This is a genomic window from Ileibacterium valens (assembly GCF_001945525.1).
GTDB lineage: Bacteria > Bacillota_I > Bacilli_A > Erysipelotrichales > Erysipelotrichaceae > Ileibacterium > Ileibacterium valens.
The window spans coordinates 1-22,203 of record NZ_MPJW01000196.1 but is presented as its reverse complement, the minus strand read 5'-3'; the positions used below and the strand labels follow the sequence as shown (position 1 = coordinate 22,203).

At 48.3% G+C, this 22,203-nt stretch carries 27 protein-coding genes and 1 pseudogene; 21 read left to right on the top strand and 7 right to left on the bottom strand.

All coding sequences use genetic code 11. The features are described 5' to 3' along the window. Positions 1 to 57: 57 nt before the first annotated feature. Positions 58 to 243 (bottom strand): IS66 family insertion sequence element accessory protein TnpA, encoded by a 186-nt coding sequence (gene tnpA / locus BO222_RS10380; protein ID WP_075820730.1) that lies wholly within the window; start codon positions 241 to 243, stop codon positions 58 to 60. On the opposite strand from tnpA (BO222_RS10380), the pseudogene brnQ reads away from it, so the two are divergent. Then, positions 229 to 1,425: pseudogene (gene brnQ, locus BO222_RS14120) on the top strand (branched-chain amino acid transport system II carrier protein). The gene tnpA (BO222_RS10380) and the pseudogene brnQ overlap by 15 nt on opposite strands. Before the next feature lie 138 nt (positions 1,426 to 1,563). On the opposite strand, the gene BO222_RS10365 reads toward brnQ, so the two are convergent. From BO222_RS10365 to BO222_RS10355, 3 genes are all read right to left on the bottom strand, one after another. Then, positions 1,564 to 2,577, bottom strand: coding sequence for an alpha/beta hydrolase (locus BO222_RS10365; protein WP_158024597.1), 1,014 nt, complete (start codon positions 2,575 to 2,577; stop codon positions 1,564 to 1,566). Positions 2,578 to 2,860: 283 nt separating this feature from the next. Continuing rightward, positions 2,861 to 3,388 (bottom strand): hypothetical protein, encoded by a 528-nt coding sequence (locus BO222_RS10360; protein WP_075820726.1) that lies wholly within the window; start codon positions 3,386 to 3,388, stop codon positions 2,861 to 2,863. Between the two features lie 23 nt (positions 3,389 to 3,411). Further along, the gene (locus BO222_RS10355) at positions 3,412 to 4,587 is read right to left on the bottom strand and encodes an AAA family ATPase (RefSeq protein ID WP_075820725.1); all 1,176 of its coding nucleotides are present in this window, start codon (positions 4,585 to 4,587) and stop codon (positions 3,412 to 3,414) included. Positions 4,588 to 4,928: 341 nt separating this feature from the next. On the opposite strand from BO222_RS10355, the gene BO222_RS10350 reads away from it, so the two are divergent. Beyond that, positions 4,929 to 5,912, top strand: a complete 984-nt coding sequence (locus tag BO222_RS10350) for a hypothetical protein (RefSeq protein ID WP_075820724.1) — start codon at positions 4,929 to 4,931, stop codon at positions 5,910 to 5,912. A 116-nt stretch (positions 5,913 to 6,028) separates the two neighbouring features. Further along, the gene (locus BO222_RS10345; protein WP_075820723.1) at positions 6,029 to 6,541 is read left to right on the top strand and encodes a vWA domain-containing protein; all 513 of its coding nucleotides are present in this window, start codon (positions 6,029 to 6,031) and stop codon (positions 6,539 to 6,541) included. Between the two features lie 309 nt (positions 6,542 to 6,850). Here BO222_RS10345 and BO222_RS10340 read toward each other — a convergent pair whose 3' ends face one another. Further along, entirely contained in the window at positions 6,851 to 7,297 is a 447-nt protein-coding gene (locus BO222_RS10340) for a TetR/AcrR family transcriptional regulator (RefSeq protein WP_143357006.1), read from the bottom strand. A 132-nt stretch (positions 7,298 to 7,429) separates the two neighbouring features. Between BO222_RS10340 and BO222_RS10335 the strand changes: the two genes are divergently transcribed. From BO222_RS10335 to BO222_RS10295, 9 genes are all read left to right on the top strand, one after another. Next, a complete protein-coding gene (locus tag BO222_RS10335) occupies positions 7,430 to 7,738 on the top strand; it encodes an NADPH-dependent FMN reductase family protein (RefSeq protein WP_075820721.1) in 309 nt (102 codons plus the stop codon). Between the two features lie 20 nt (positions 7,739 to 7,758). Continuing rightward, the gene (locus BO222_RS10330; protein ID WP_143357005.1) at positions 7,759 to 7,953 is read left to right on the top strand and encodes a hypothetical protein; all 195 of its coding nucleotides are present in this window, start codon (positions 7,759 to 7,761) and stop codon (positions 7,951 to 7,953) included. A gap of 216 nt (positions 7,954 to 8,169) precedes the next feature. Beyond that, the gene (locus tag BO222_RS10325) at positions 8,170 to 9,069 is read left to right on the top strand and encodes a substrate-binding domain-containing protein (protein WP_198932070.1); all 900 of its coding nucleotides are present in this window, start codon (positions 8,170 to 8,172) and stop codon (positions 9,067 to 9,069) included. 24 nt (positions 9,070 to 9,093) lie between these two features. Further along, positions 9,094 to 9,960, top strand: coding sequence for a phosphate ABC transporter permease subunit PstC (gene pstC, locus BO222_RS10320; RefSeq protein WP_075820719.1), 867 nt, complete (start codon positions 9,094 to 9,096; stop codon positions 9,958 to 9,960). Further along, a complete protein-coding gene (pstA, locus tag BO222_RS10315; RefSeq protein ID WP_083647789.1) occupies positions 9,957 to 10,874 on the top strand; it encodes a phosphate ABC transporter permease PstA in 918 nt (305 codons plus the stop codon). Before pstC ends, pstA begins: the two co-directional genes overlap by 4 nt. Continuing rightward, positions 10,867 to 11,619, top strand: a complete 753-nt coding sequence (gene pstB / locus BO222_RS10310) for a phosphate ABC transporter ATP-binding protein PstB (RefSeq protein ID WP_075820718.1) — start codon at positions 10,867 to 10,869, stop codon at positions 11,617 to 11,619. Before pstA ends, pstB begins: the two co-directional genes overlap by 8 nt. Then, positions 11,619 to 12,266 carry a phosphate signaling complex PhoU family protein gene (locus BO222_RS10305; RefSeq protein ID WP_075820717.1) on the top strand — a complete coding sequence of 216 codons (648 nt, stop codon included), beginning with the start codon at positions 11,619 to 11,621 and terminating at the stop codon, positions 12,264 to 12,266. The genes pstB and BO222_RS10305 overlap by 1 nt, the downstream gene beginning before the upstream one ends. A gap of 222 nt (positions 12,267 to 12,488) precedes the next feature. Next, entirely contained in the window at positions 12,489 to 12,683 is a 195-nt protein-coding gene (locus BO222_RS10300) for a hypothetical protein (protein WP_075820716.1), read from the top strand. Positions 12,684 to 12,764: 81 nt separating this feature from the next. After that, on the top strand, positions 12,765 to 13,109 hold the full coding sequence (locus tag BO222_RS10295) for a hypothetical protein (RefSeq protein ID WP_075820715.1): 345 nt from the start codon (positions 12,765 to 12,767) through the stop codon (positions 13,107 to 13,109). 83 nt (positions 13,110 to 13,192) lie between these two features. Here the strand turns inward: BO222_RS10295 and BO222_RS10290 are convergent, their stop codons facing one another. Then, positions 13,193 to 13,957 (bottom strand): DeoR/GlpR family DNA-binding transcription regulator, encoded by a 765-nt coding sequence (locus BO222_RS10290; protein ID WP_075820714.1) that lies wholly within the window; start codon positions 13,955 to 13,957, stop codon positions 13,193 to 13,195. 304 nt (positions 13,958 to 14,261) lie between these two features. Between BO222_RS10290 and BO222_RS10285 the strand changes: the two genes are divergently transcribed. From BO222_RS10285 to BO222_RS10270, 5 genes are all read left to right on the top strand, one after another. Beyond that, entirely contained in the window at positions 14,262 to 16,613 is a 2,352-nt protein-coding gene (locus tag BO222_RS10285) for a glycyl radical protein (protein ID WP_075820713.1), read from the top strand. After that, positions 16,576 to 17,517 (top strand): glycyl-radical enzyme activating protein, encoded by a 942-nt coding sequence (locus BO222_RS10280; RefSeq protein WP_233131250.1) that lies wholly within the window; start codon positions 16,576 to 16,578, stop codon positions 17,515 to 17,517. Before BO222_RS10285 ends, BO222_RS10280 begins: the two co-directional genes overlap by 38 nt. 71 nt (positions 17,518 to 17,588) lie before the next feature. Then, positions 17,589 to 18,332 carry a transaldolase family protein gene (locus BO222_RS10275; protein WP_233131249.1) on the top strand — a complete coding sequence of 248 codons (744 nt, stop codon included), beginning with the start codon at positions 17,589 to 17,591 and terminating at the stop codon, positions 18,330 to 18,332. 73 nt (positions 18,333 to 18,405) lie between these two features. Further along, positions 18,406 to 18,540 (top strand): hypothetical protein, encoded by a 135-nt coding sequence (locus BO222_RS14280; protein WP_269843632.1) that lies wholly within the window; start codon positions 18,406 to 18,408, stop codon positions 18,538 to 18,540. Next, complete coding sequence (locus tag BO222_RS10270) at positions 18,537 to 19,502, top strand: Gfo/Idh/MocA family protein (protein WP_075820711.1); 966 nt, start codon at positions 18,537 to 18,539, stop codon at positions 19,500 to 19,502. Before BO222_RS14280 ends, BO222_RS10270 begins: the two co-directional genes overlap by 4 nt. Positions 19,503 to 19,800: 298 nt before the next feature. On the opposite strand, the gene BO222_RS10260 is transcribed toward BO222_RS10270, so the two are convergent. Continuing rightward, a complete protein-coding gene (locus BO222_RS10260) occupies positions 19,801 to 20,280 on the bottom strand; it encodes a hypothetical protein (RefSeq protein WP_075820709.1) in 480 nt (159 codons plus the stop codon). Between BO222_RS10260 and tnpA (BO222_RS10255) the strand changes: the two genes are divergently transcribed. The 4 genes from tnpA (BO222_RS10255) to BO222_RS10245 all read left to right on the top strand — a co-directional run. Then, entirely contained in the window at positions 20,266 to 20,451 is a 186-nt protein-coding gene (gene tnpA, locus BO222_RS10255; RefSeq protein ID WP_075820708.1) for an IS66 family insertion sequence element accessory protein TnpA, read from the top strand. The two genes, BO222_RS10260 and tnpA (BO222_RS10255), sit on opposite strands and share 15 nt — an antisense overlap. A 5-nt stretch (positions 20,452 to 20,456) precedes the next feature. Beyond that, complete coding sequence (locus tag BO222_RS14275; RefSeq protein ID WP_269843631.1) at positions 20,457 to 20,591, top strand: hypothetical protein; 135 nt, start codon at positions 20,457 to 20,459, stop codon at positions 20,589 to 20,591. Beyond that, positions 20,588 to 20,959, top strand: coding sequence for an IS66 family insertion sequence element accessory protein TnpB (tnpB, locus tag BO222_RS10250; protein WP_075820707.1), 372 nt, complete (start codon positions 20,588 to 20,590; stop codon positions 20,957 to 20,959). The genes BO222_RS14275 and tnpB overlap by 4 nt, the downstream gene beginning before the upstream one ends. 38 nt (positions 20,960 to 20,997) lie before the next feature. Continuing rightward, the coding region (locus tag BO222_RS10245; RefSeq protein ID WP_143357004.1) for an IS66 family transposase at positions 20,998 to 22,203 on the top strand (1,206 nt) is incomplete at its 3' end.

Here is a 22,203-nt window from a genome sequence, read left to right as displayed (position 1 = left end):
CCTGACTAACAGCGGCAGAATTGTCAGAGATGGCAGCGGCATCAGTCTCCACAAACTCTATCCCTTCTGTTTTCGCAGAGCTTTCCAGTCTTCGTTTCCAGTAGCCAAAAGAAGAGAGTAGATCAGGTCGTTCTTCTGGCAGAATTCCTTCTGAGAAAGGCCGGAGAGGTGATAAGCCTGAACCTGTCTGGTCCAGAACTCCCGGTTTCCTTTTCGAGTTGGTGCATAATGGTAATTCGGCATAATGAAAAATCCTCCAGTTTCGTTGTAGACAATCTACCAACAGTTACTGGAGGATTTAACCCCGTCAAATATAAAGAACTTACCATCATTCTTGGCATCACCCTGTTTTCTATGTTTTTTGGTGCCGGGAATCTGATCTTTGCTCCGTATCTCGGCGCACAGGCCGGCTTTTCTGCCTGGAAAGTCCTGGCCGGAATGCTGATCACGGCGGTTGTCATGCCGATTGCCGTAGCTGCGATTATCTCCCTGTTTGAGAATGCTTTTTCCACGATCAGCCGGATCTGGAAACCGCTCGGTCCCATCTTCATGACCATCGTCTATATGCTGATCGGCCCCTGCATCGCCATCCCCCGTACTGCTTCGACTGCTGCTGAAATGTGGAGTTGGCTGATCGGGAAGGGATTTATTATGTGGATCTGCATCTTTGCCTTCTTTGCCATTGCCGCACTGATGGTGATGCATCCCGGAAAGCCCAAGGATATCCTTGGCAGGGTGATGGGAGGTCTGCTGATCGCTCTTATCCTGTTTCTGTGCGTTCCGATCCTGTTCAGAAGCTCTGATGTGGCTGCGCCGGCTGCCTGATATACGGCTCATCCGTTTTTTGCCGGACTCAATGAAGGATATCAGACCATAGACATCCTGGCCTCCTTCTGTTTTGGCACGATTCTGAAAATTAACATCCGTCAGGAGAAAATCGAGAATGAGCATGCCGCCATGCTTTCCGCTTCTTTACTTGCCGGTTTTCTTCTGGCAGCCATCTACAACCTGCTCGCTTTGAGCGCGATGAAAGAAAGCGCCCTTCTGCATAGCGCAGAAAATGGAGTGCAGATTCTTTCTGAAGCCGGAAACATGAGCTGGGGCAGCGCCGGAAGAATTCTCTGCGGAATGATTTTTCTGATCGCCTGTCTGAATGTCTGCGCTTCACTGCTGGCCTGCACTTCGGAATATTTCAGCGAACTGGCGCCGAAGCTTTCCTACCGGTCCTGGCTGCTCGCCTTCACACTGATCGGCGCGATTACCGCCTGCACCGGACTGAATGCCGTTCTTTCCTGGAGCGGGAAAGTTCTGTCTCTGATCTGTCCGATCGCGATCCTGATCCTGGCTGTTTCCCTGATTCTTTATTTTGTAAAAGGGAAACAGGAGACGCAGAAGAGTGAAAGTTCACAGACCATAAAACAGTAAAAAGTCTGCGTCTCTGAATAAAACCTTCATGAATCATCCATAAAAAAGCCGTTCAGCTTCTGATCCGGAATCTTCGTTTCAGGAAGCTGAACGGCTTTTTACTGCAGATATACAGTTGAATTTTATTACAAATGAAATTCAGACTGAAAGGACGGACTGGCCTTGGATGACAGGCAGAAAATCGATGGCAAATTCTCTGCGGAGGGCGGCAATTCTCTTTTTCATTGCTGTTCTGGAAAGATCTGTCCAGAACAGAACATCAAAACCGTGAATGCTGCCGGCATTTTCTGTCAGCTCGACAGGAATTCCGGCTTCTTTGAGGCGGTCTGCATATTCTGTTCCATCATCGCGCAGCGAATCGTATTCCTGCACTTCGATATAAGCAGGCACAAGATCAGAAAGATCATTTTCGAGCTGGATACTCGCATAACCCGGATGCTTTTCATCGATCCCCTTTCGCAGATAGATTTGCCACATGCGGCGGCTTAATGGAGAATTCCAGAGCGGAGCGTCCCAGTATTTCCGGTCTGTCTTTGTCTGCATCCGGCAGTCGGTCATCGGATAAATCAGAAACTGCATCCGGATCGGAATCTGATGGTCTCTGCACCAGAGAGCAGCGCCTGAAGCCAGGCATCCGCCCGCACTGTCGCCGCCAAGAATGATCCGCTGCGGATTAATCCCATAACGGGATGGATTCTGGACAATGGAAGAGAGCACATCAACACAGTCATTGAATGGAATCGGATAAAGATGCCGGTCTGAGGTACGGTAATGGACAAAGATGACTCTGCAGTGAGCGCCGGCAGCATATTCGGACATCAGTCTTTCATACTGAGGACTGGTTTTGGTGCAGAATCCACCACCATGAAAGTAGAGCAGGCAGGGAGAGTGGCCGTCCGATCCGTATTCGGAATAGAGGGTGACCGGTATCTGAACACCGTCTCTGGAGAGAACGAAAATATCATCAGTCTGAATGCCCAGGCTGGCCGGATCATAACCGGAAGCCAGCATAAAACGGTTGGAGATTTCCGCGGTTTTCTGGGTGAGTCCAGCCGGGCATCCAGAACTTGTTGAGCAGTCGGTAGCCAGGAGCAAGCGGATAGTGGGGATTTCGCCAGGCACTCCAGGCAGCGCAAAAGCCAAGCGGGCCAAGGAGAAGTCTTGTTTTCTGTTTTCGGTGCATGATCTGCCTCCTTTCCAGAAGGCTGTGCTTTCTTCTGATTGTGAAATCCGGATGCTTGCAAAACAGCTTTTCGTTAGATTCCGATCAGCTGATGAAGATTCTGCCAACATGATCTTCAGACTTCTTTTTCGTTAAAAGGCTGATTGTTCAAAAGCTCAGACAGTGATGTATAGACCAGTCTCCCGGGATTAGATTCCATTTTTATCTGAATTACGAAAGATTAGAGCTCCACCTATGCATCAACATAGGTGACTATTTCAGCAAATCAGAAAGATTCAATTCGCCTTTTGGCTTGCTGGTCACCCTGTCATATTCTTTGATCGCTTTAACCAGATTTTTAGGTTTCGAATTCCAGTAGTCATAATTGTATTGGTACGACTTGCTGTAATTGATTCGTAATTTCTGCTTGCAGAACTCACTGGGCTTCAGTTTGCTCTTAAATTTTTGACGGTAAGTGTCATGACAGTCTTGATCGATGATATGAAGTATTTCGATTTCCGGAGCTGTTATGACGTTAAACACTTCGGCTTTCTGTTTTGTCATTTTAGGAAGAACGAATTTCTCATGGTGAGAATCATGAATGTAGAAGATTTTGACTTTTTCTGGGTATCTAGCACCTAGATATCGGCCTGAAAACTCTCTACCATTCCTCAGCAGCATATCGTTGGGATTGATCAGATCTTCTTCAGTGAATTTAAGAAGATCATTTTCCAGCAGAACTCTGATAACAGCCATTTCGGCGCTTCCTTCACAGACACAGCCAACAAACTGATCAGCCATTTTTGACCTCGATCTGATCAGCTTCAAATTTTTTGATCTGAGTTTCGGAAGATCAATGCTCTTACCAGGTTTCGATATGGCAGATAATCGGGAGCCGTTCCTTCGAGATATCCGGAAATGAAAATATCACTCTTCTTGATGTCTTTTCTAGGCAGAATATGATCCATTCTGGAAGCGAAAATCAGATCTTTATTCTGAAGAAGATAAATACAGTCCAGACGGTCAATCTGATCGAGCAGGAGAGGATAATGAGTTGAAAAAATCAGTGTTCCTCCATTTATATTAATTTTTGGATCATAGAACAGTCGAATGAGGGAAGCCGAGATCTGCGCGTTGAAATGGTTTTCAAGCTCATCTACGACCAGATAACCGCCGTTTATCATTGTAATGACCGCGGAAACAAATATTCCAAGGCCTTTAATTGTTCCGGAAGATAAATAAGCTTCCAGTTGATCCGGAGAGGATAGAAGGATTTCTTCACAGTTCTTGAATTTCAGTCTCACTCCATCGCAGATTCTTGTTTTCGAATTAATTTCGAATCTAAGATACTCAATTGAGGGATCCAGATATTCCAGAAGCTCTTCCGGAAAATCGGTGATTAGCTTCAGGATATTGTGATTTGTATAGTTCAGATAATCACTGACATAAATCTGAACGTTATTCGTATTTAAGAAGTGAACGATCATGCTTGCATCAGGAGCGAGATATTCACTCATTTCACTTCTGTCAGTGACCTGATGGTAATTCCCGTGTTCGAACATTGAATACTTCGGTTTGTTGATGCCATTTTTATATTTCGAAAGACTTTCACTGACAAAACATAAAGAGTCATGACTGCTATGATCAGCACGGATGACAGAGTCCAGCAGCCAGATATCCTGATTTTGCGCAAAATATACTTTTATTCTCACCTCATGATCAGGAAGAAGACGTAAAGCACTTTTTTCAGGGATCTGATTCAGCTGAATATTTCGGAGATATTTTATGACAAAAAGAATCATGCTGAGCATGGTCGTTTTTCCGGAAGCATTTAAACCTGTCAGAGCGATAACGTTGTTGAGATAGACATTTTTCTTTTTTGACAGGCTGTATAGCTTATCTTTATCGGACTGAGTAATATTTTTATCGGCATAAAAATCAATCGTAGTTGGTGTTCTGAAATGAACAAAGTCATCATATTCTATTCTGAGAAGTTTCATTTTCCGTATCTCCTGTTATTTATTTAAAATAAATCGAAGAATATTCTATTATTTATATATAAATTACTGGTAATGCGTTATTTAAGCAAATATTTTACTGGATCTTTTAATGGAGATCTTGTATTTCTAAGCAAAATTTTGCTGAACAGAACATAGAAATAATTCAGATCAGTATTATTCAATCTATGAGATTGCCCTTCTGATTCCAGTTCCTGGTAATTACCAGCCAGTTTCATTTAGCGAGTTTCCGAAAAGATGAATACAGATTCTGTCCTCGCAACCGTCTATCTTCTTTTCTACAGAAAATCCGTTTATTGTTTTGTTCAGAGAGGAGGATCTATATGCCAGTTTTTCTGATGCGTGAGCACGAACTCTATCCCATCGTTTCAAAAAATAGAACAGTTATTTCAATTCCTTCTGATTCTTCTTTGGAGGACCGTCCACTTCAGAAAATCAAAATGATGGTCAGCCAGCACAGCGAACCGGAAACTCCTGCAGAGCGGATTCTGAGTTCCATCCGCAATGCAATCCGGCATTCCAGAAAGGATAAGAGACGAAGAGTCTATCTCCGCCTGAGAGATCAGGAAGATCTGCGCCTTCTGACACCTGAGGACTGGGATGAGATTCTCGAACAGAGCGAAGATTTCACTTCTGATAACAATAAATCTGAAGTCATTTTTATTCTGCCGGACAGTTATGAGCTGCCTGTTTCGGAAAAACTGACAGAAGAGATCTCTGAGTGGCTGGAAACGCCCGTTTTCCCGGATTATCTGATCAGTGAAAAGCCATCCATGCTTCAGGAGCCGGAACATAAAACGGTTCCTGGAAACCTGTCTGAAAACGATCTGGAAAAAGAAGATATGGCGGATCTGCTTCCATCGATCAGCTTTTCGGCGCAGAGCAGACCGGACATTTATCCAGAATTTTCTGCGTCTGGAACACAGGAGCTGGATTTCGATGATCTCGATCTGGATTTTCATGATCTTGAAGACGGCTTTTCGGCCAGACTGCTGCGTCTGATTGACGAAAGTCAGAAAAGCGATGCCGAAATCTATAAAAAAGCCAATGTGGACCGCCGCCTGTTCTCGAAAATCCGCAGCAATCCGAACTATCATCCGGCCAAAAAGACCGTTCTTGCTTTTGCAATCGCCCTTGGGCTCGATCTCGATGAGACAGAAGAGCTTCTGCAGAGTGCCGGCTATGCGTTTTATCCGGCAAGCCGGGCCGACCGCATCATCCAGTACTGCATTGACAGAGGCATTTTTGATGTGATGCGCGTCAATCAGATCCTCTTTCACTTCGATCAGCCGCTGATCGGCTCCTGATTATCTGAAATTCAATGTCGCATGCCAGGCGACCTTTGAAACCTTCTCATTTCCTATACTCGAATCATCAGAACAGAACTTTGAAAATCAGATTTTCGAAGTGAGGAGGAAATGATATGGCAAAGACAACAGAACTGGTATTTATTCTCGATCAGAGCGGATCGATGTACGGACAGGAAAAGGATGTGATCGGCGGATTCAATTCGATGATCGATGCCCAGAACGATCAGGAAGGCGATGTGCTTGTCACCACTGTGATGTTCTCGAACAGACCGCAGATGATTCATGACAGAGAAAATGCAAAGAACATCCGTCATCTGACAGAACATGACTACCGACCAGGCGGTTCGACAGCACTTTATGATGCCATCGGTGAAACCGGCAGCCACATCCAGACCATTCATAAATATGTCCGAAAAGAAGATGTGCCGGAAAAGACCATTGTGGCCATCACCACTGACGGTCAGGAAAACGCGTCACTCAGGTGGAGCACCGATGAAGTCAGAAAACTGATTGAGCAGTGCATGAACGATGGCTGGGAATTCCTGTTTCTCGCCGAAGATCTCGACGCGGCTTCGGAAGCGGGCTGTATCGGCATCAGTGCTGATTGGGTGTTCTCCTATAATTAATGCACCTCGATATGAGGGAGGCACCAGAGGCGTTTTTGAAGATCTCGGGGAAGTCCTGTGCGCAATGCCGTCGATGAATGAAGAAAGATGTTCTTTTGACGAAATGCTCTCGAAAGCAAAAATCAAACGGACTTCCAGAAAAGAAAGCCGTCCGAAAAAGAGCAGAAAGAGCGGAAAATAAAAACCTCTCTGAATCTTCAGCATCCAGAACATTATTGAAGACAGCAGTCAGCAGACCATCGATAAAAACAGAAGCAGCCAGCAGAAATCCGGCAGCTCTTACTGAGAGACCGGTCTGCTGGCTGCTTTTTATATCCAGTCCATCCACAGAACATAAAATCCGCCGGCTGAAAACCAGGCCAGTGGGGAGTCTTCGAGATTTGCAGAAACCGGTGCACGGCCGGGTATGCTTCTTGAAGCGGCACCGAGGAAGACCGGCTGCAGGTCATAGCCGGCTTTTGTCAGCAGAACGAGCTCGTTCTGATAGGGCGCAAAAAAAGTAAAGAGATCTCTGGAAATCCGGGCCGGACCGTAATGATCCAGAACATCGTTTTGCCTGAGATAGTCCTGTTCGAGTGCGAAAAACCACTGACGGATGAAGTCATGGAGATTTTTATAGTGCCGGTAGAACGTTCTGCGGCTGATCTGCGCCTGAGTGCAGACCATCGAGACAATCAGATCATTCCAGCAGACGGTTTCAAGGCATTCAAAGAGCGCTTTTTCAATATAAAAGCGCGTGTTCTGTTTCTGGATCATCGAAAAATTCTCCATGTCACACATGCCTGCCTTCTGTTTCCTCTTATTGAGAAGAGAGGATCTGACTTTCGTAATGGCAGAAACAAGAAAGATCTGGCAGAAATGTCAGAAATGGATGAAAGGAAATCAAAGATGATCTATTACGCTTCCAAATACGGAACATCAGAGCAGATCGCGCACTGGCTTTCAGAAAAGCTGGCTCTGGATGTTCAGAACCTCGAAGAAACGGACTTCATGAACAGAGACGAACTTCCTGTTCTTGTGATGCCGATGTACGCCTCTGCGCTCTATAAAAGCAGAAAGGCGCTCTCGCTTCTGAGAAATGCGGGTCTGAATAAAGCCATTGTTGTCACCTTCGGTCTGAGCGATCCGAAGCGGCCCGATACAAAAGCCGCTCTGCAGGTGGCTGTCCTGCGCGCTTTCCTCATATTGAAACAGTGATCTTTTCGGCAAGAGGCGGCATGGACTATGCAAAGCTTTCAAAGAAGGATTCGATGATGATGTGGATGCTGAAAAAGATGATCGAAAAGCATCCGGAAGAAGGAGAAAATGCTGAGCTGCTGGCCACCTACGGTCAGAAAATCGATCTGATGTCAGAAAAAGAGGTCGCACAGGCGGCCGCAGAGATCAGACAGCAGCTGCAAGCCAGCCGGTGACTGAGTGTCTTGGCTGTTCTGAACATTCGTGGAAATTTATAGATCAAGGCGGACCGCCATGAATTGAAGGTCCGCTTTTTTGCGGTTTTCCTGATGAAGACTTGATATGCGCTTTACACAAAATTAAACTTCATTTATCCCATGGTTTACCTGAGTTTTACATTTGATTTCTATACTTCTCCTGTACCTGAAAAACAGTAAAGGAGAAATTTAAGTATGAAATTCATGAAAAATCTGATGGGCGTCTGCCTGGGAGCCGCACTTTTTGCGGCAGCCGGCTGCGCGCCTTCCGCTCCGGCAGCGGATACGAATGCCGATGAGGGGCAGAGCAACGGAAATGAAATCGGCGTCATGACCAGAGAAGACGGATCCGGCACCCGTTCCGCTTTTGTCGAACTGTTCGGCATTGAAGAAAAACAGGAAGACGGATCCAAAAAAGATCTGACCATCCCGACAGCCGCGGTTACCAATTCAACTTCAGTCATGATGACCAACGTATCCAATGATCCGGCAGCCATCGGCTATATTTCGCTCGGTTCGATGAATGACACCGTCAAAGGTCTGAAAATCGACGGAGCAAAACCGACAGCCGAAAATGTTGAAAACGGCTCCTACAAGATCAGCCGTCCATTCAATCTGATTGTCAAAGAGCAGCTTTCCGATGCTGCAGACGATTTTGTCGCCTTCATCATGAGCGATGACGGACAGAAGATCGTCGAAGAAGAAGGCTATATTCCGGTAGATGGAACCGGCGCTTATGAAAAAAAGGCCGAGTCCGGCAAAGTGGTGGTTTCCGGTTCGAGTTCAGTCACGCCCCTGATGGAAAAACTCTCTGAAGCGTATCAGACAGCCAATCCGGGTGTGAGCGTTGAGGTACAGCAGTCTGATTCTTCGACAGGAATTACTGATGCAGCAGACGGCATCAGCGATATTGGCATGGCAAGCCGTGACCTCAAGGATGAAGAAAAAGATCTCGGCGTCACTTCCAAAGTCATCGCCAATGACGGCATTGTCGTGATCGTCAATCAGAACAACGCGGCTGATGAGCTGTCCTCCGATGCTGTCAGAAAGATCTATACAGGAGAAATCACGACCTGGGATGAAGCGGCCGGATAAGAAAGCCGGCTCTTCACTTTGATTATGAACAGGATCAGTACAAAAACATCTGAAAACATCATGCGCTTCTTCTGTCTGCTGGCTTCGGTCATCAGTATTATTTCGGTCGCAATGATCTGCTTTTTCCTCTTCGCCAACGGATGGCCGGCTATCAGCCAGGTCGGTTTCGTTCAGTTCTTTACCGGCACAGTCTGGCAGCCCTCTGCCGGAGAATACGGCATTCTGCCGATGATCTGCGCGACAGGCGCGGTCACCGGACTGGCCATTCTGACCGGCTTTCCGGCAGGCGTTCTGTGCGCTGTCTATCTCGTGTATGAATGTCCGAAAAAGATGTACGGATTTTTTCACGGCGCCATCCTGCTGATGGCAGGAATTCCCTCTGTTGTCTACGGTTTCTTCGGTCTGACCACCCTGGTGCCGTTCATCAGAAATACCTTCGGCGGCCGCGGTATGAGCCTGCTGGCCGCCGGCGTGCTTCTTGGCTTTATGATTCTGCCGACTGTAGCAAGTATTTCACTGACTTCCATTCAGGCGGTCGGTCAGGAAATCTATGACGGCAGCCGCGCGCTGGGCAGCTCCCATGAAAAAAGCATCTTTCATTCTGTTCTGCCGGCGGCAAGAGGGGGGATTCTTGCCGCTCTGATTCTCGGCCTGGGAAGAGCGGCCGGCGAAACCATGGCCGTCATGATGGTCGCCGGCAATCAGCCTGTCATGCCCGCTGGGCTGCTTGAAGGTGTCCGCACGCTGACATCCAATATCGCGATGGAAATGGGCTATGCCGCCGGTCTGCAAAGAGAGGCGCTGATTGCCACTGGCGCCGTGCTCCTGCTGATTATTCTGCTGATCAACCTGCTGCTTTCTGTCTATGAAAGAAAGGGAAAGATGGTATGAAAAGCGAAACTGTTCTCCAGCCGGTCTCGGAAAATTCGCCCAATGATGCAGGAAGTTTAAAAAACACCTCAAAAAGCAGAAGAGCCAGAGATCTGCAGAGCCGTTTTCTGCGGTTTCTGACTTACGGCTTTGCGATGCTGACGTTCTCGCTGCTACTTTATATGATTATGGATATCGTGATCCGCGGCATTCCGGGGCTTAAACCCTCGCTTTTTTCCTGGACCTACAATTCGAAAAACGTATCCCTGATGCCGGCTCTGATCAATACTCTCTATATGGTTCTGTTCAGCCTGCTGCTGAGCATTCCCCTTTCGGTAGGATGCGCCATTTTCCTGGTTGAATTCTCAAAACCGAAAAGCCGGTTTTCGGAAGTCATCCTGATGGCTGTGCAGACGCTCAGCGGTGTTCCCTCGATTGTATTCGGTCTGTTCGGGTCGATCTTCTTTGTCCGCTTCTGCCATCTCGGACTTTCCCTGACATCAGGCGCTCTGACGATGGTGATGATGGTGCTGCCTTTAGGCATCAAGACCACGCAGGAAGCGCTGAGGGAAGTGCCGGCATCAAGAAGAGAAGCGAGCTACGGCCTTGGAGCCGGAAAAGTCAGAACGATTTTCAGAATTGTTCTTCCGGGAGCGATGCCCGGCATTCTAAACGGCATTGTCCTGTCCACAGGACGGATCATCGGCGAATCCGCCGCGCTGATCTTTACCGCCGGTACTCTGGCCAAAGCGGCTCCGGACCTGCTCTCATCGGCAAGAACGCTCGCCGTTCATATGTACGCTCTATCAAGCGAGGGTCTGTATATTCAGCAGACCTATTCCACCGCACTGGTTCTGCTGGCTGTGACGATCGCGCTCAATGCGGCTTCCGGACTGGCCGGCAGACTGATGAAAAGGAAAAATGATCATGAATAACAAGATGAATATCCAGAACGTCGATCTTTATTACGGAAAGTTTCAGGCGCTGAAAAATATCAGCCTGGATATCCCGGAAAATGAAATCACGGCGCTGATCGGACCATCCGGCTGCGGCAAATCCACCCTCCTCAAATGCCTCAACCGGATGAACGATCTCGTCCCGGGCTGCCGAGTGGAAGGCAGTCTGCTGCTTGACGGACAGAACATTCCGGATCTGCCGGATGTGGATCTGCTGCGAAAAAGAGTGGGCATGGTTTTTCAGAAGCCAAACCCCTTTGATATGAGCATCTATGACAATGTGGCTTATGGTCCGAGAACGCATGGGATCCGGAGCAGAAAACAGCTTGATGCCATTGTCGAGCAGTCGCTCAGGGACGCCGCCTTATGGGATGAAGTCCATGACCGGCTTTCGAAATCCGCGCTCTCCTTATCCGGCGGCCAGCAGCAGAGACTCTGCATCGCAAGAGCCATCGCCGTCAGCCCGGAAGTCCTTCTGATGGATGAGCCGACCAGCGCGCTTGATCCGATTTCCACCGCCAAAATTGAAGAGCTCTGTCAGGCTCTGAAAAAGAAATATACGATCGTGATCGTTACCCACAACATGCAGCAGGCAGTCCGTATTTCCGACAATACCGCGTTCTTCCTGCTTGGCGAACTCGTAGAGTCGGGAAAAACAGAACAGATCTTCTCCGATCCGAAAGATCAGAGAACGGAAGACTACATCACAGGAAGGTTCGGATAATGGAACAGGTCAGAACAGGAAAGAGTGTCCGTCTGCACTATGATCAGAAACTCGCGGATCTGAGAGCACAGCTGAAGGATCTCGGCGGGATCTGCCGGCGGATGCTTGAAACCATTGAACGTGTTCTTGCTGAAAACACGGATATTTCGACGTACGCTTTTGCGTCGGCTGAGCGGGAGGCGGCCATCAGAGTGAGATCCATCGACCGGTTATGCTCTCTTCTGATTCTCAGACAGCAGCCGGTATCGAAAGATCTGCGCCTGATTACGGTGGCGACAAGAGTCAGCACAGACCTTGGAAGAATCGCCCATCTCTGTCTGGATCTTTCAAAGACACTCGAAAGAATCAGCACAGACGAGTTTGTCAGAGATCTTCTGAATATGTGCGTCCTGACTGAAAAGCAGTTTGCCGCTGCCATGCGCTCGGTCATGGAGCTTTCCGAAAATCAGGACGGAGATATTGAACGTCTCGATGATCAGATTGATTATCTGTATGGAAAAATCAAGACCTGGCTGATCCGTGACAACACGGAAAGCGCACAGGCCGTCGAACTGTTGATGGCGGCCAAGTATCTTGAAAGAATCGCGGATCACTGCGTCATGATCGCTGATGATCTGAAAAATCCTCTTTCTGAAAAAGACAGATAGAAAACAGATCTCAGAAGACATCAATTGAAAGAGGAATTCATGCGGCCTGGAGCTCTCCCGGCTTTTGCATGGAGCCAGGATGGTTCGAAAGAATAAACATGGCGCTGACAGCGGTCAGCTCGCTTTTACGACGGTAATCCGGATGGCACGATAAAGAAAATAACAGAATGCCGGGATCCGATCGTCAGAGTCCTCGTTCCGGCTGGAAAGGAGAAGAACCTGATGAAACAGGATACGCTCTGTCAGAACGAACAGGAAAAGAAACATCAGAAAGAATCCTATGAAAGAATGGTGGATCAGCCGGATGGAGAATACAAAGCCGATTATGATGCCTACAGCCGTCCGCAGAGAGCTGATGAAGTCCGGGGTGAATGCGAAAAGGAATTCTCGAGAGACGCTGACGAAATCAAAGGCTAAAAAAAAGACGGATAGATCCGGCTGCAGAGGAATACAATTCTCTCAGAGGGATTCTGAAAACCGGACAGGGAGGGACTTCTTTTGCCCATTGAGCTGAACAACCGGGAATTCATGTGGATTCGCCGGGCTCTGAAAAACGCCAGAGAATGTCTCGAGGACCAGAATTACAGAGGCGCGCTCCTGGAGCTGAAAAAGCCGATGAAGCGTATGGAAAGTCAGCCGATTTCGACCAGGCTGCAGGCGCTCTGCCAGATCACGCAGGTGGATGCCTGGCACGCTATGCAGAAGCCAAAGGAAGAACTGAAATGTCTGAAAGCGGCGGATGCCATCTTTGCAAAACTGCAGGATGAATCCGAAGAAGCCGTCCAGATCAGAAAACGGATCGCCGAAATCATCGCAAAAGAAAAGGCCGCCGGATCCAGATAAATGCTTGAGCCGGCGGCTTTCGTATCCTCAGAAATCTCTTCTGAAAAAAAACAGTGCGTCCATCGGGATGGCTTCAGTACAGATCAGTTTTCCGGAACTTCGTAGATTTCAGTCTGTCCCTGCACCTGCGCTCTTTGTTCTTCAGTCAGCGGATTGGTGATGATCAGATCGAGATCGCTGAAATCGAGCACTTTGTAGGTGCCGCGCCGGTCGAATTTTGTCGAGTCGATCAGTCCGATCAGTATGTCGCTTCTTTCCTTGACTTTGCGCTTGGTACCGTATTCATCCGGCGAATACACGCTGATGCCGCCGAGGTTGAGCACGCCGTCGGAAGCCAGAATGGTCAGATCGATGTGCAGCTGATCGAGGATCATCTCGGTAAAATAGCCGTCCGCTCTTTTGCCCTTGCGGCTGAGCTTGCCGCCGACAAAGACGACATCAAAGTTCATATCAAGACAGGCGTCGGCGATCGGCAGCGTGTTGGTGATGATCGTCAGATCCTTTTTCGACTTCAGCATTTCCAGTCCGCAGTAGACTGTCGTTCCGGAATCGAGAAAGACAGTCGACCCGTTTTCAATCCGGCGGATCGCTTCGGTGGCGATCGCCTTTTTCAGTTCATAGTTGTCGGTCTTTCGAACTTCAAAGGGAATCTCCACCGTGGTTTTCAGCGCCCTGGCAAAACCGTGGCTGCGCTCAATCAGCCCCTGTTCTTCGAGCAGGTCGAGATCGCTGCGGATCGTCTCCGGAGTGACATTGAGCTTTTCTGCCAGATCTCTGACCGGCATCGAATCGGTTTCTGACAGAATCTGCCGAATCTGCTGCAGCCTTTTCTCCTTAGATTTGCGCATAACTCCTGCCTCCTCTTCTTTTCCTTTGTTTTCTGTATCTTACTATAAAATTTCCGAATGTTTTATTTTTCCGATTTTTGGTCTGAAATCGTACAGAAAAAAGTTTAACTTTTTGAATGAAGCAAAACAAAGGGTTTAACTTTTTGAATAACAAAGACAAATCGTCTTTTTACCTTTCTGATTTTTTTGAATTGAAAGCCGGAAGTCCAGGATTCACAATAGGATCAGAAAAAGAAAACAGCTGAGATCCGCCGGAAAAAAGCAAGGCGGATCGTTGGTAACAATACAGAAAGAAAGTGCAGCGATGGAAAAACTGAAGAACTCGAAGAGAATTGAAACTCTCAAAAAGAAGATGCTTGATGAAGAAAGGTTCGCTTCAATTGAACAGGCAAAAATCATCACCCGCGTCTATCAGGAAAACGAGACCCTCAGCACACCGCTGAAAAGGGCACTCGCTTTAAAGACATGCCTAGAAGAGCTCGAAATCAGCGTCGAACCGGAAGAGCTGATCGTCGGCAACCGCTCGAAAGGCGTCAGAGCCGGTATTGTCTTTCCGGAATCCGGTCTGAGATGGGTCAATGAAGAATTTGAAACCCTGCCCACCAGAGAGCAGGACCGCTTCTCGGTTCATCCCGGCGACATTGAAACATTCAGAACAGAAATCTATCCGTACTGGCATGGCAATTCGATGGAGGATGTGATCTCCAGAGAATACGGCCCGGAAATTTCAGCCATGAGCAAGGTCGTTAAGATCAACCAGAAAGACCATGCTCAGGGCCATATCTGTCCGGATACAGAGCTCTGGCTGAAAAAAGGCCCAGCCGGACTGATCGAACTGGCAAAGGAAAATGCGAAGAACCATCCGGGAAATCCGGATTTCTACCAGAGTGTGATCTGGACGCTTGAAGGCGCGCAGACATTCATGCGCCGCTATGCAGATCTGCTCAGAAAAACAGCCGAAGAAAGCCCGGAGCATGCCCAGGATCTGAATGATCTGGCAGAGATCTGTGAATCGCTGGCCATCCGTCCGGCGCAGACGTTCCATGAAGCGCTGCAGAGCCTGTGGTTTCTTTACACCATTCTGCACATGGAATCCAACGCTTCTTCGTTTTCACCAGGAAGAATGGATCAGTATCTGTGGCCGTATTATGAAAAGGACATCCGCGAAGGCAGAATCGACAGACAGAAGGCGCTTGAACTGATCGAAGCGCTCTGGCTCAAATTCAACCAGATCGTCTACCTCAGAAACGCCCATTCCGCCAAATACTTCGCCGGATTCCCGATTGGATTCAACATCGCCATCGGCGGCGAAGATGAAAACGGCAATGATATTTACAATGATCTTTCACTACTGTTTCTGGATGCGCAGTATGATCTTGGACTGCCGCAGCCAAATCTGTCAGTCCGTCTGAATAAGAATTCTTCTCATGAACTGATGCAGAGAGCGATCGAAGTCGTCGCCAGAGGCAGCGGCATGCCGCAGTTCTTCAACGATGAAGCGATTATAAAACCGCTCGAAAATCTCGGCATCGAAGAGAAGGACGCCAGAAACTACGCCATCGTCGGCTGTGTGGAGCTGACCACCCAGGGCAACAACCTCGGATGGAGCGATGCGGCCATGTTCAACATGAATAAAGCGCTTGAGCTCGACCTCAACCATGGAAAATGTCTGCTGAACGGTGAGCAGCTCGGTCCTGACTATGGCGGACTTGAAGACTATGAGACATTTGAAGATCTCGAAGAGGCGTTCCGCAGAACACTCGATTATTTCATTGATGAAATGATGGAGGCGGAAAAAGTCGTCGAAAAGGCTCATCAGAACTGCCTGCCAAGCGCCTTTCTTTCCAGCGTGATCGATGACTGTCTGGTTAAAGGTGTCGATGTCACAGCCGGCGGGGCAAAATACAACCTGTCCGGCATCCAGATGATTCAGGCAGCCAACCTGGCTGACTCGTTTGCGGCAGTCAAGGAGCTCGTCTTTGATGAAAAGAAAATTGGAAAAGAAGAGCTGATAAACGCCATCCAAAACAACTTTGAAGGCAATGAAGGCGCGATCATTCAGACCATGCTTCTGAAAAAAGCCCCCAAATACGGCAACGATGTGAAGTGGGTCGATGAGCTTGGCTCCAAATGGGCAAAGTACTTCAGAAACCGTATGAGAGATTACACAAACTACCGTGGAGGGCCATACCACACCGGTATGTATACGGTCAGCGCTCATGTCCCGATGGGAGAAAACCTCGGCGCAGGCGCGGATGGGCGAAAGGCGAAAGAACCGCTGGCCGATGGCGGCATGTCGCCGGCCTACGGCAGAGACCTTGAAGGACCGACAGCTGTGCTCAAATCTGTCAGCCGGCTGTACAACGAATGCACCACAAACGGCGGCCTGCTCAATATGAAATTTCTGCCGGAGTTCTTTAAAACACAGACCGGCAGAGACAAATTTGAAAATTTCCTGCGCGCTTTCGTGGATCTGAAGATTCCTCACATTCAGTTCAACGTCGTCAGCCGTGAAGATCTGCTTGATGCCAAAGCGCATCCGGAGCGTCACCAGTCGCTGACAGTCCGAGTTGCCGGCTATACTGCTTACTTTGTCGAACTTGCCGGAAAGCTGCAGGATGAAATCATTGAGCGCACCAGCTATGCCGAAATCTGAAGCCCTCGTCTTTGACATCAAGCGCTTCGCGGTTCATGACGGAGACGGGCTGAGGACCACCGTCTTTTTCAAGGGATGTCCCCTGCGCTGCCGCTGGTGCCAGAATCCGGAAGGTCTGGAAGCAAAAAGACAGCCAGTCTATCTGAAAAGCCAGTGCATTCACTGCCATCGATGCGAAAAGGCTGCCAAAGCCGGCCAGCTGAAGTGGAAGGATGAAAAGCTGCTGCTCAGCAGAGAATCTGCTGAGAGTTTCGGTGCAATTGTAGACGCCTGTCCGTCAGGCGCCATCCGCTATGATTCAAAACCATGGAGCATAGATGAGCTGATCGAAAAGATCAGAGAAGATGAAGTCTTCTTTAGGCACAACGGCGGCGTGACGTTTTCAGGCGGCGAGCCGCTGATGCAGGGAGAGTTTCTCGATGAAATTCTGAAAGCCTGCAAAAAGGAAGGCATCCGCACTGCGATCGAAACAAGCAGCTTCGGCGATCATGAACTAGTAACAAAGATCGCACCAAGTCTCGACCGGATCTTCTGTGACATCAAGATTCTTGATCCTAAAAAGCATAAGGAAGCAACCGGACAGGACAATACGCTGATCCTGAAAAATACCCGCTGGCTGCTTTCCTCCGAAGAACACAGAGACAAGGTGATTATCCGGACGCCCCTGATTCCGGGCTATACAGCGGATGATGAAAACATCGCCGCCATCGCTTCCTGGATTTCAGAAATTGATCCGGATGTGAAATACGAACTGCTCAACTACAACCCGCTCGCTCCATCCAAATATGAAATGGTGCAGAAAACCTACCGCGCCGGAAATCATCAGCCGTTTTCAGAGCAGGAAATGGAGCATTTCCGCAACGTCGCCAGAGAGCACGGGGTTTATAACATCATAGAAGAGTAACGTCCTGTTCAGTATTCAATAGTAAAAACACTGAAGAGATAAAATAAAAATATAAGCAGGTAAAGACTGGTATGAAGATGGTTCAGAACAGTCACCAGGATATACAGACAGTAAAGCCGGACCAGGCAAAGGAGAAAAACATTATGGAATTCATGCTCGATACAGCCGATACAAAGGCCATCAAAGATCTCGATACACTTCTGAGTATCGATGGTGTCACCACCAACCCGACCATCATCACCAAATCCGGCAAGGATCCAGAACAGGCGATCGCCGACATCATCAGCATTCTGCGTCCGGAACAGAAAATGTTCGTGCATGTCGTATCCACTGATTATGACGGTATCATGGCCGAAGCCAGAAAAATCTCCGCTCTTCGTCCGGAAAACATGTATGTAAAAATTCCGGTAACCAGAGCAGGACTTATGGCGATCAAACAGTGCGCCAAGGAAGGCATTCACACGCTGGCAACCGCCATCTACTCCGCTGCGGAAGGCTACCTGGCCGCTGCCAACGGCGCCGATTATCTGGCTCCTTATGTCAACCGGATCTGCAACTACACCAACGGCGTTGCTGAAGTTGTCCGCCTGCTCAATATGCTTTCCGCCAACAATATGAAGGCCAGAGTAATCGCAGCAAGCTTCAAGAACGCAAACCAGGTCAATGAGCTGATCGAAAACGGTATCCAGGCTGTTACTGTGGCTCCGGATGTTGTGACCCAGATGTACAATCACCCGGCAACAGAACTCGCTGTTGAAGAATTCACCGAAAACTGGGACAAGGCCTACGGTCGCAAAACCCTGTTTGGCGAATAATCAGAACCGTGCGGATCAGCGTCATGCTTTCTGACCAGGACAGCAGCAGAAATGATCCGGTATAATAAAAACAATGAAAGCAGTCAATGAAAAAGCCGGCGCGCTTTCGCCTGAAAAAACCGGAAAGCAGCCGGCATCTTTTGTATTTGTACAGGGCTATCAGAAAAGCACAGCCATTCCTGCGGGATGGGAAAGGAGAAAACAATGAAAGAGTGTGTCTGGGGAATTATCGGCAAGGGCTGGATTGGCGGCGAAATGGCCACCGCCCTTAACGAAAGCCATAAGAACATCCAGGCGGTTGTTTCCACCACCATGGAAGGCGGAAAGAAATTCGCCGATGAGCATCAGATACCGGATGTCTATACCGATTACCGTGAAATGTTAAAGGATCCGAAAATCAATATCGTTTATATCGCGACTCCGCATTCGACCCATTATCAGATGATGAAGGACGCTCTGCTTGCCGGCAAGAATGTCTTCTGCGAAAAGGCGATCGTCGTCAATGCCGAAGAGCTTGAAGAATGCGTGCGGATCGCGCTTGAAAAGGATCTTGTCATCATGGACGGCGTCACTCTGTTTCATATGCCGCTCTATCAGAAGCTCAGAGAAGACGTGCTGCCTGAGCTTGGAAAAATGAAGATGATTCAGGTCAACTTCGGCTCACTGAAGGAAGACAATCCGAAAAAACGGTTCTTCTCGATGGATCTTGCCGGAGGCGCCCTGCTCGATATCGGGGTCTATGCCGTCAGCTTTGCAAGATATTTCATGAGCAGCCAGCCGGACACCATTCTGACAACGGTTGAGAAATATCAGACCGGCGTCGATGAAAGCAGCGGCATTCTGCTCAAGAACGATCAGGGCGAAATCGCCGTAATCTCTCTGACGATGCTCGCCAAACAGCCAAAACGGGGCATGGCCGCCGGACAGAAAGGCTATCTCGAAGTCTATGATTTCCCAAGAGCCGATAAGGCCAGCGTAATCATCGATGGAGTGACCAGAGTCGTTGAAGCCGGCCAGAGCGGTCAGGCCCTGACCTATGAGCTTGAAGCAATGGAAAACTATGTGCAGGATCCGGCTTCTTCCAGAGAGAACCTGCAGCGCATTGTGGATGTCATGAAAATTCTGACCGACGTGCGCAGACAGTGGGGCATCCGCTATCCTTTTGAATAGATAAAGCACAGTAGACGCTCTGAGCTGCAGTCATCCATCTGCAGACAGTCAGTAAAAACAGAAAAAAACAGAAAACGGCAGATCCGCCCTCTGATCAGGATGATCAGGCGGATCGGCCATTTTTGACGTTCCGGTTCAGTTGTGATTTTGCGATTCGAGGATCCGTTCACTCCGATGCGCTCTTATTGTCTTCGTCCATCCAGAGACGAATGAAATCGAGGGATTCAGAGGTGCGGAGGCTGTTTTTCAGAATGCCAAGATAGATCTCGCCATCCAGCTGCATCTTCTGCACAGCTTCTTAATCCTGCAGGCGAAGAGCCATCGGATAGGAAATTTTCTCAATATCAGTCTCGTCGGGATTTTCTTCGAACAGAAGATCCGGTGAGCGCAGGTTTTTGATTTCCGTATTGTCTTCCAGATACGGCCTGAGAGACTCTTTCAGTAAAGGATCCGCTTCAAGCAGCTTGTCAAGATCGGCCAGAAGTCCGCCGCCGGCCAGAATGTCGAAGTCTCTTCTGTCCATCAGAACGGCATCGAGATCCTTTTTCTCTGTCAGAGCGGAGATCTTCATTCTTGAAGACCAGGCGTAATCCCAGTTCTGATCATTGGGATCATCGCTCAGATACAGTCCTTCATGGACCGAAACCGTCTTGTCTGCCTGATCGAGCCTGTTTTCCTGCGTAAGTTCTTTATATTTGACGGGGTTAAATCCTCCAGTAACTGTTGGTAGATTGTCTACAACGAAACTGGAGGATTTTTCATTATGCCGAATTACCATTATGCACCAACTCGAAAAGGAAACCGGGAGTTCTGGACCAGACAGGTTCAGGCTTATCACCTCTCCGACCTTTCTCAGAAGGAATTCTGCCAGAAGAACGACCTGATCTACTCTCTTCTTTTGGCTACTGGAAACGAAGACTGGAAAGCTCTGCGAAAACAGAAGGGATAGAGTTTGTGGAGACTGATGCCGCTGCCATCTCTGACAATTCGGCCGCTGTTACTCTGTCTGTCGGTCAGCTGGACATAAGAATTCACAATGATGCCAGTCCTGAAATGATCAGATGGATTCTTAAGGAACTCGGAGCATGAATCTTCAGAATATCAATGTAGATAAAGTCTATCTGGCAGCAGGCTATACTGACATGCGCCTGGGAATAGACGGCCTCGGCGTTCTTTGTGAATACGTCCATAATATTGATCCCATGCAGAATGTCCTCTTTCTTTTCTGCGGCAGAAAGTCAGACAGAATCAAAGGGCTTCTATGGCAGGAAGATGGCTATCTGCTTCTTTACAAGAGGCTGAGCTGCGGCAGATTCAGGTGGCCAAGAGACAAAAATGAGGTTCTTGAACTCAGTGAACAGCAGCTCAGATGGCTGCTTGACGGTCTTTCAATCACTCAGAAAACGAGTATAAAACAGGCATCAAAAAGATCTGAAAATACTTTATATAAAGCATAAACAGACTGTTTTATGGTATAATGTGATGGGTGAATACTATGCCAGAAAACAGCTCTGCAAACACATCTAACATCTCTTCAAATCCGTTTTTTCAGCAGCTTGTGAAGATCAGCCAGCAACTGGACGACGCTCTCAAGGACAACCGGAAAAAAGATGAAATTATCCATTCGCTGACCGAACAGGTTGAAGCAGCCAATACAACGATCGCTTCTCTGACTGAGCAGATCACTCTGATGGCGGCTCAGCGCTACGCAAAGAAATCGGAGAAACGTTCCAGTGACAAGAAGAAAGATGATGACGACAGTAATGATTCTGACTCCACTCCTTCTTCTGGTTCCGCTCCTGAATCCGACTCTTCCAAAAAGCTGAACACTCATCGGCCTGTTAAGAAGAACCGAACCAGAAAACCCAAACCGACAATGAAGGAACTCATCGAACGGATGAGTCTCGATGTCGAAAAGGTCGTGATCGAACTCGACGAGGATAAAAGGATCTGCGAATACTGCACTCATGAGCTCATTCCATTTGGCCAGGAGCATCTGCGCTACGGGATTGAGGCTGAACTTCCTAAACTCAGAGTCATTGAGTATGTAGGTGTGACTTATGGCTGTCCAAACTGTCATGAAAAGGCTGTCGACAGTGACAAATGCACTCTTGCTCCTGTTGCGGCATTGGCTCCCAGACCTCTTCTGCCGGGCAGCTGGGCCTCTGCTTCGCTGCTTGCTCTGGCGATTGCTTTCAAAACGCTCTATCAGATTCCCACCAATCTTCTGATTACGATGTTCAGAGAAATGGGAATGTTCAGCGTTTCTTCAGGAACTCTGTGCAGCTGGATCATTTCGGCTGCGCAGATCTACTTTGTCCCTCTGTTTGACAGACTCAGAGAGCTTCTGATTCAGAGCGATCACATCCAGGCAGACGAAACATCGCTCAGAGTGATCAATGAATCTGTCACGAGAAGGAAAACCAGATCTTTCATCTGGCAGTACCGGACAGCGGATATCTGTGAGTTTCCGATTGTCCTTTTTGATTGTCAGCAGGGACGTTCAGGACGATATGCCGCCGAGTTTCTTAAAGGATTTGAAGGCACTCTGCTGGTTGATGGCTACAGTGGCTGCTCCCAGATAGAAGGTGCAAAGCTGGCAAACTGCTGGGTCCATGCAAGAAGGTACTTCATCGAGGCAAGTCTGGTCTGCAGAAATGAAACCGTCAGAGGTCAGGCTCAAGAAGCACTTGCTCTGATC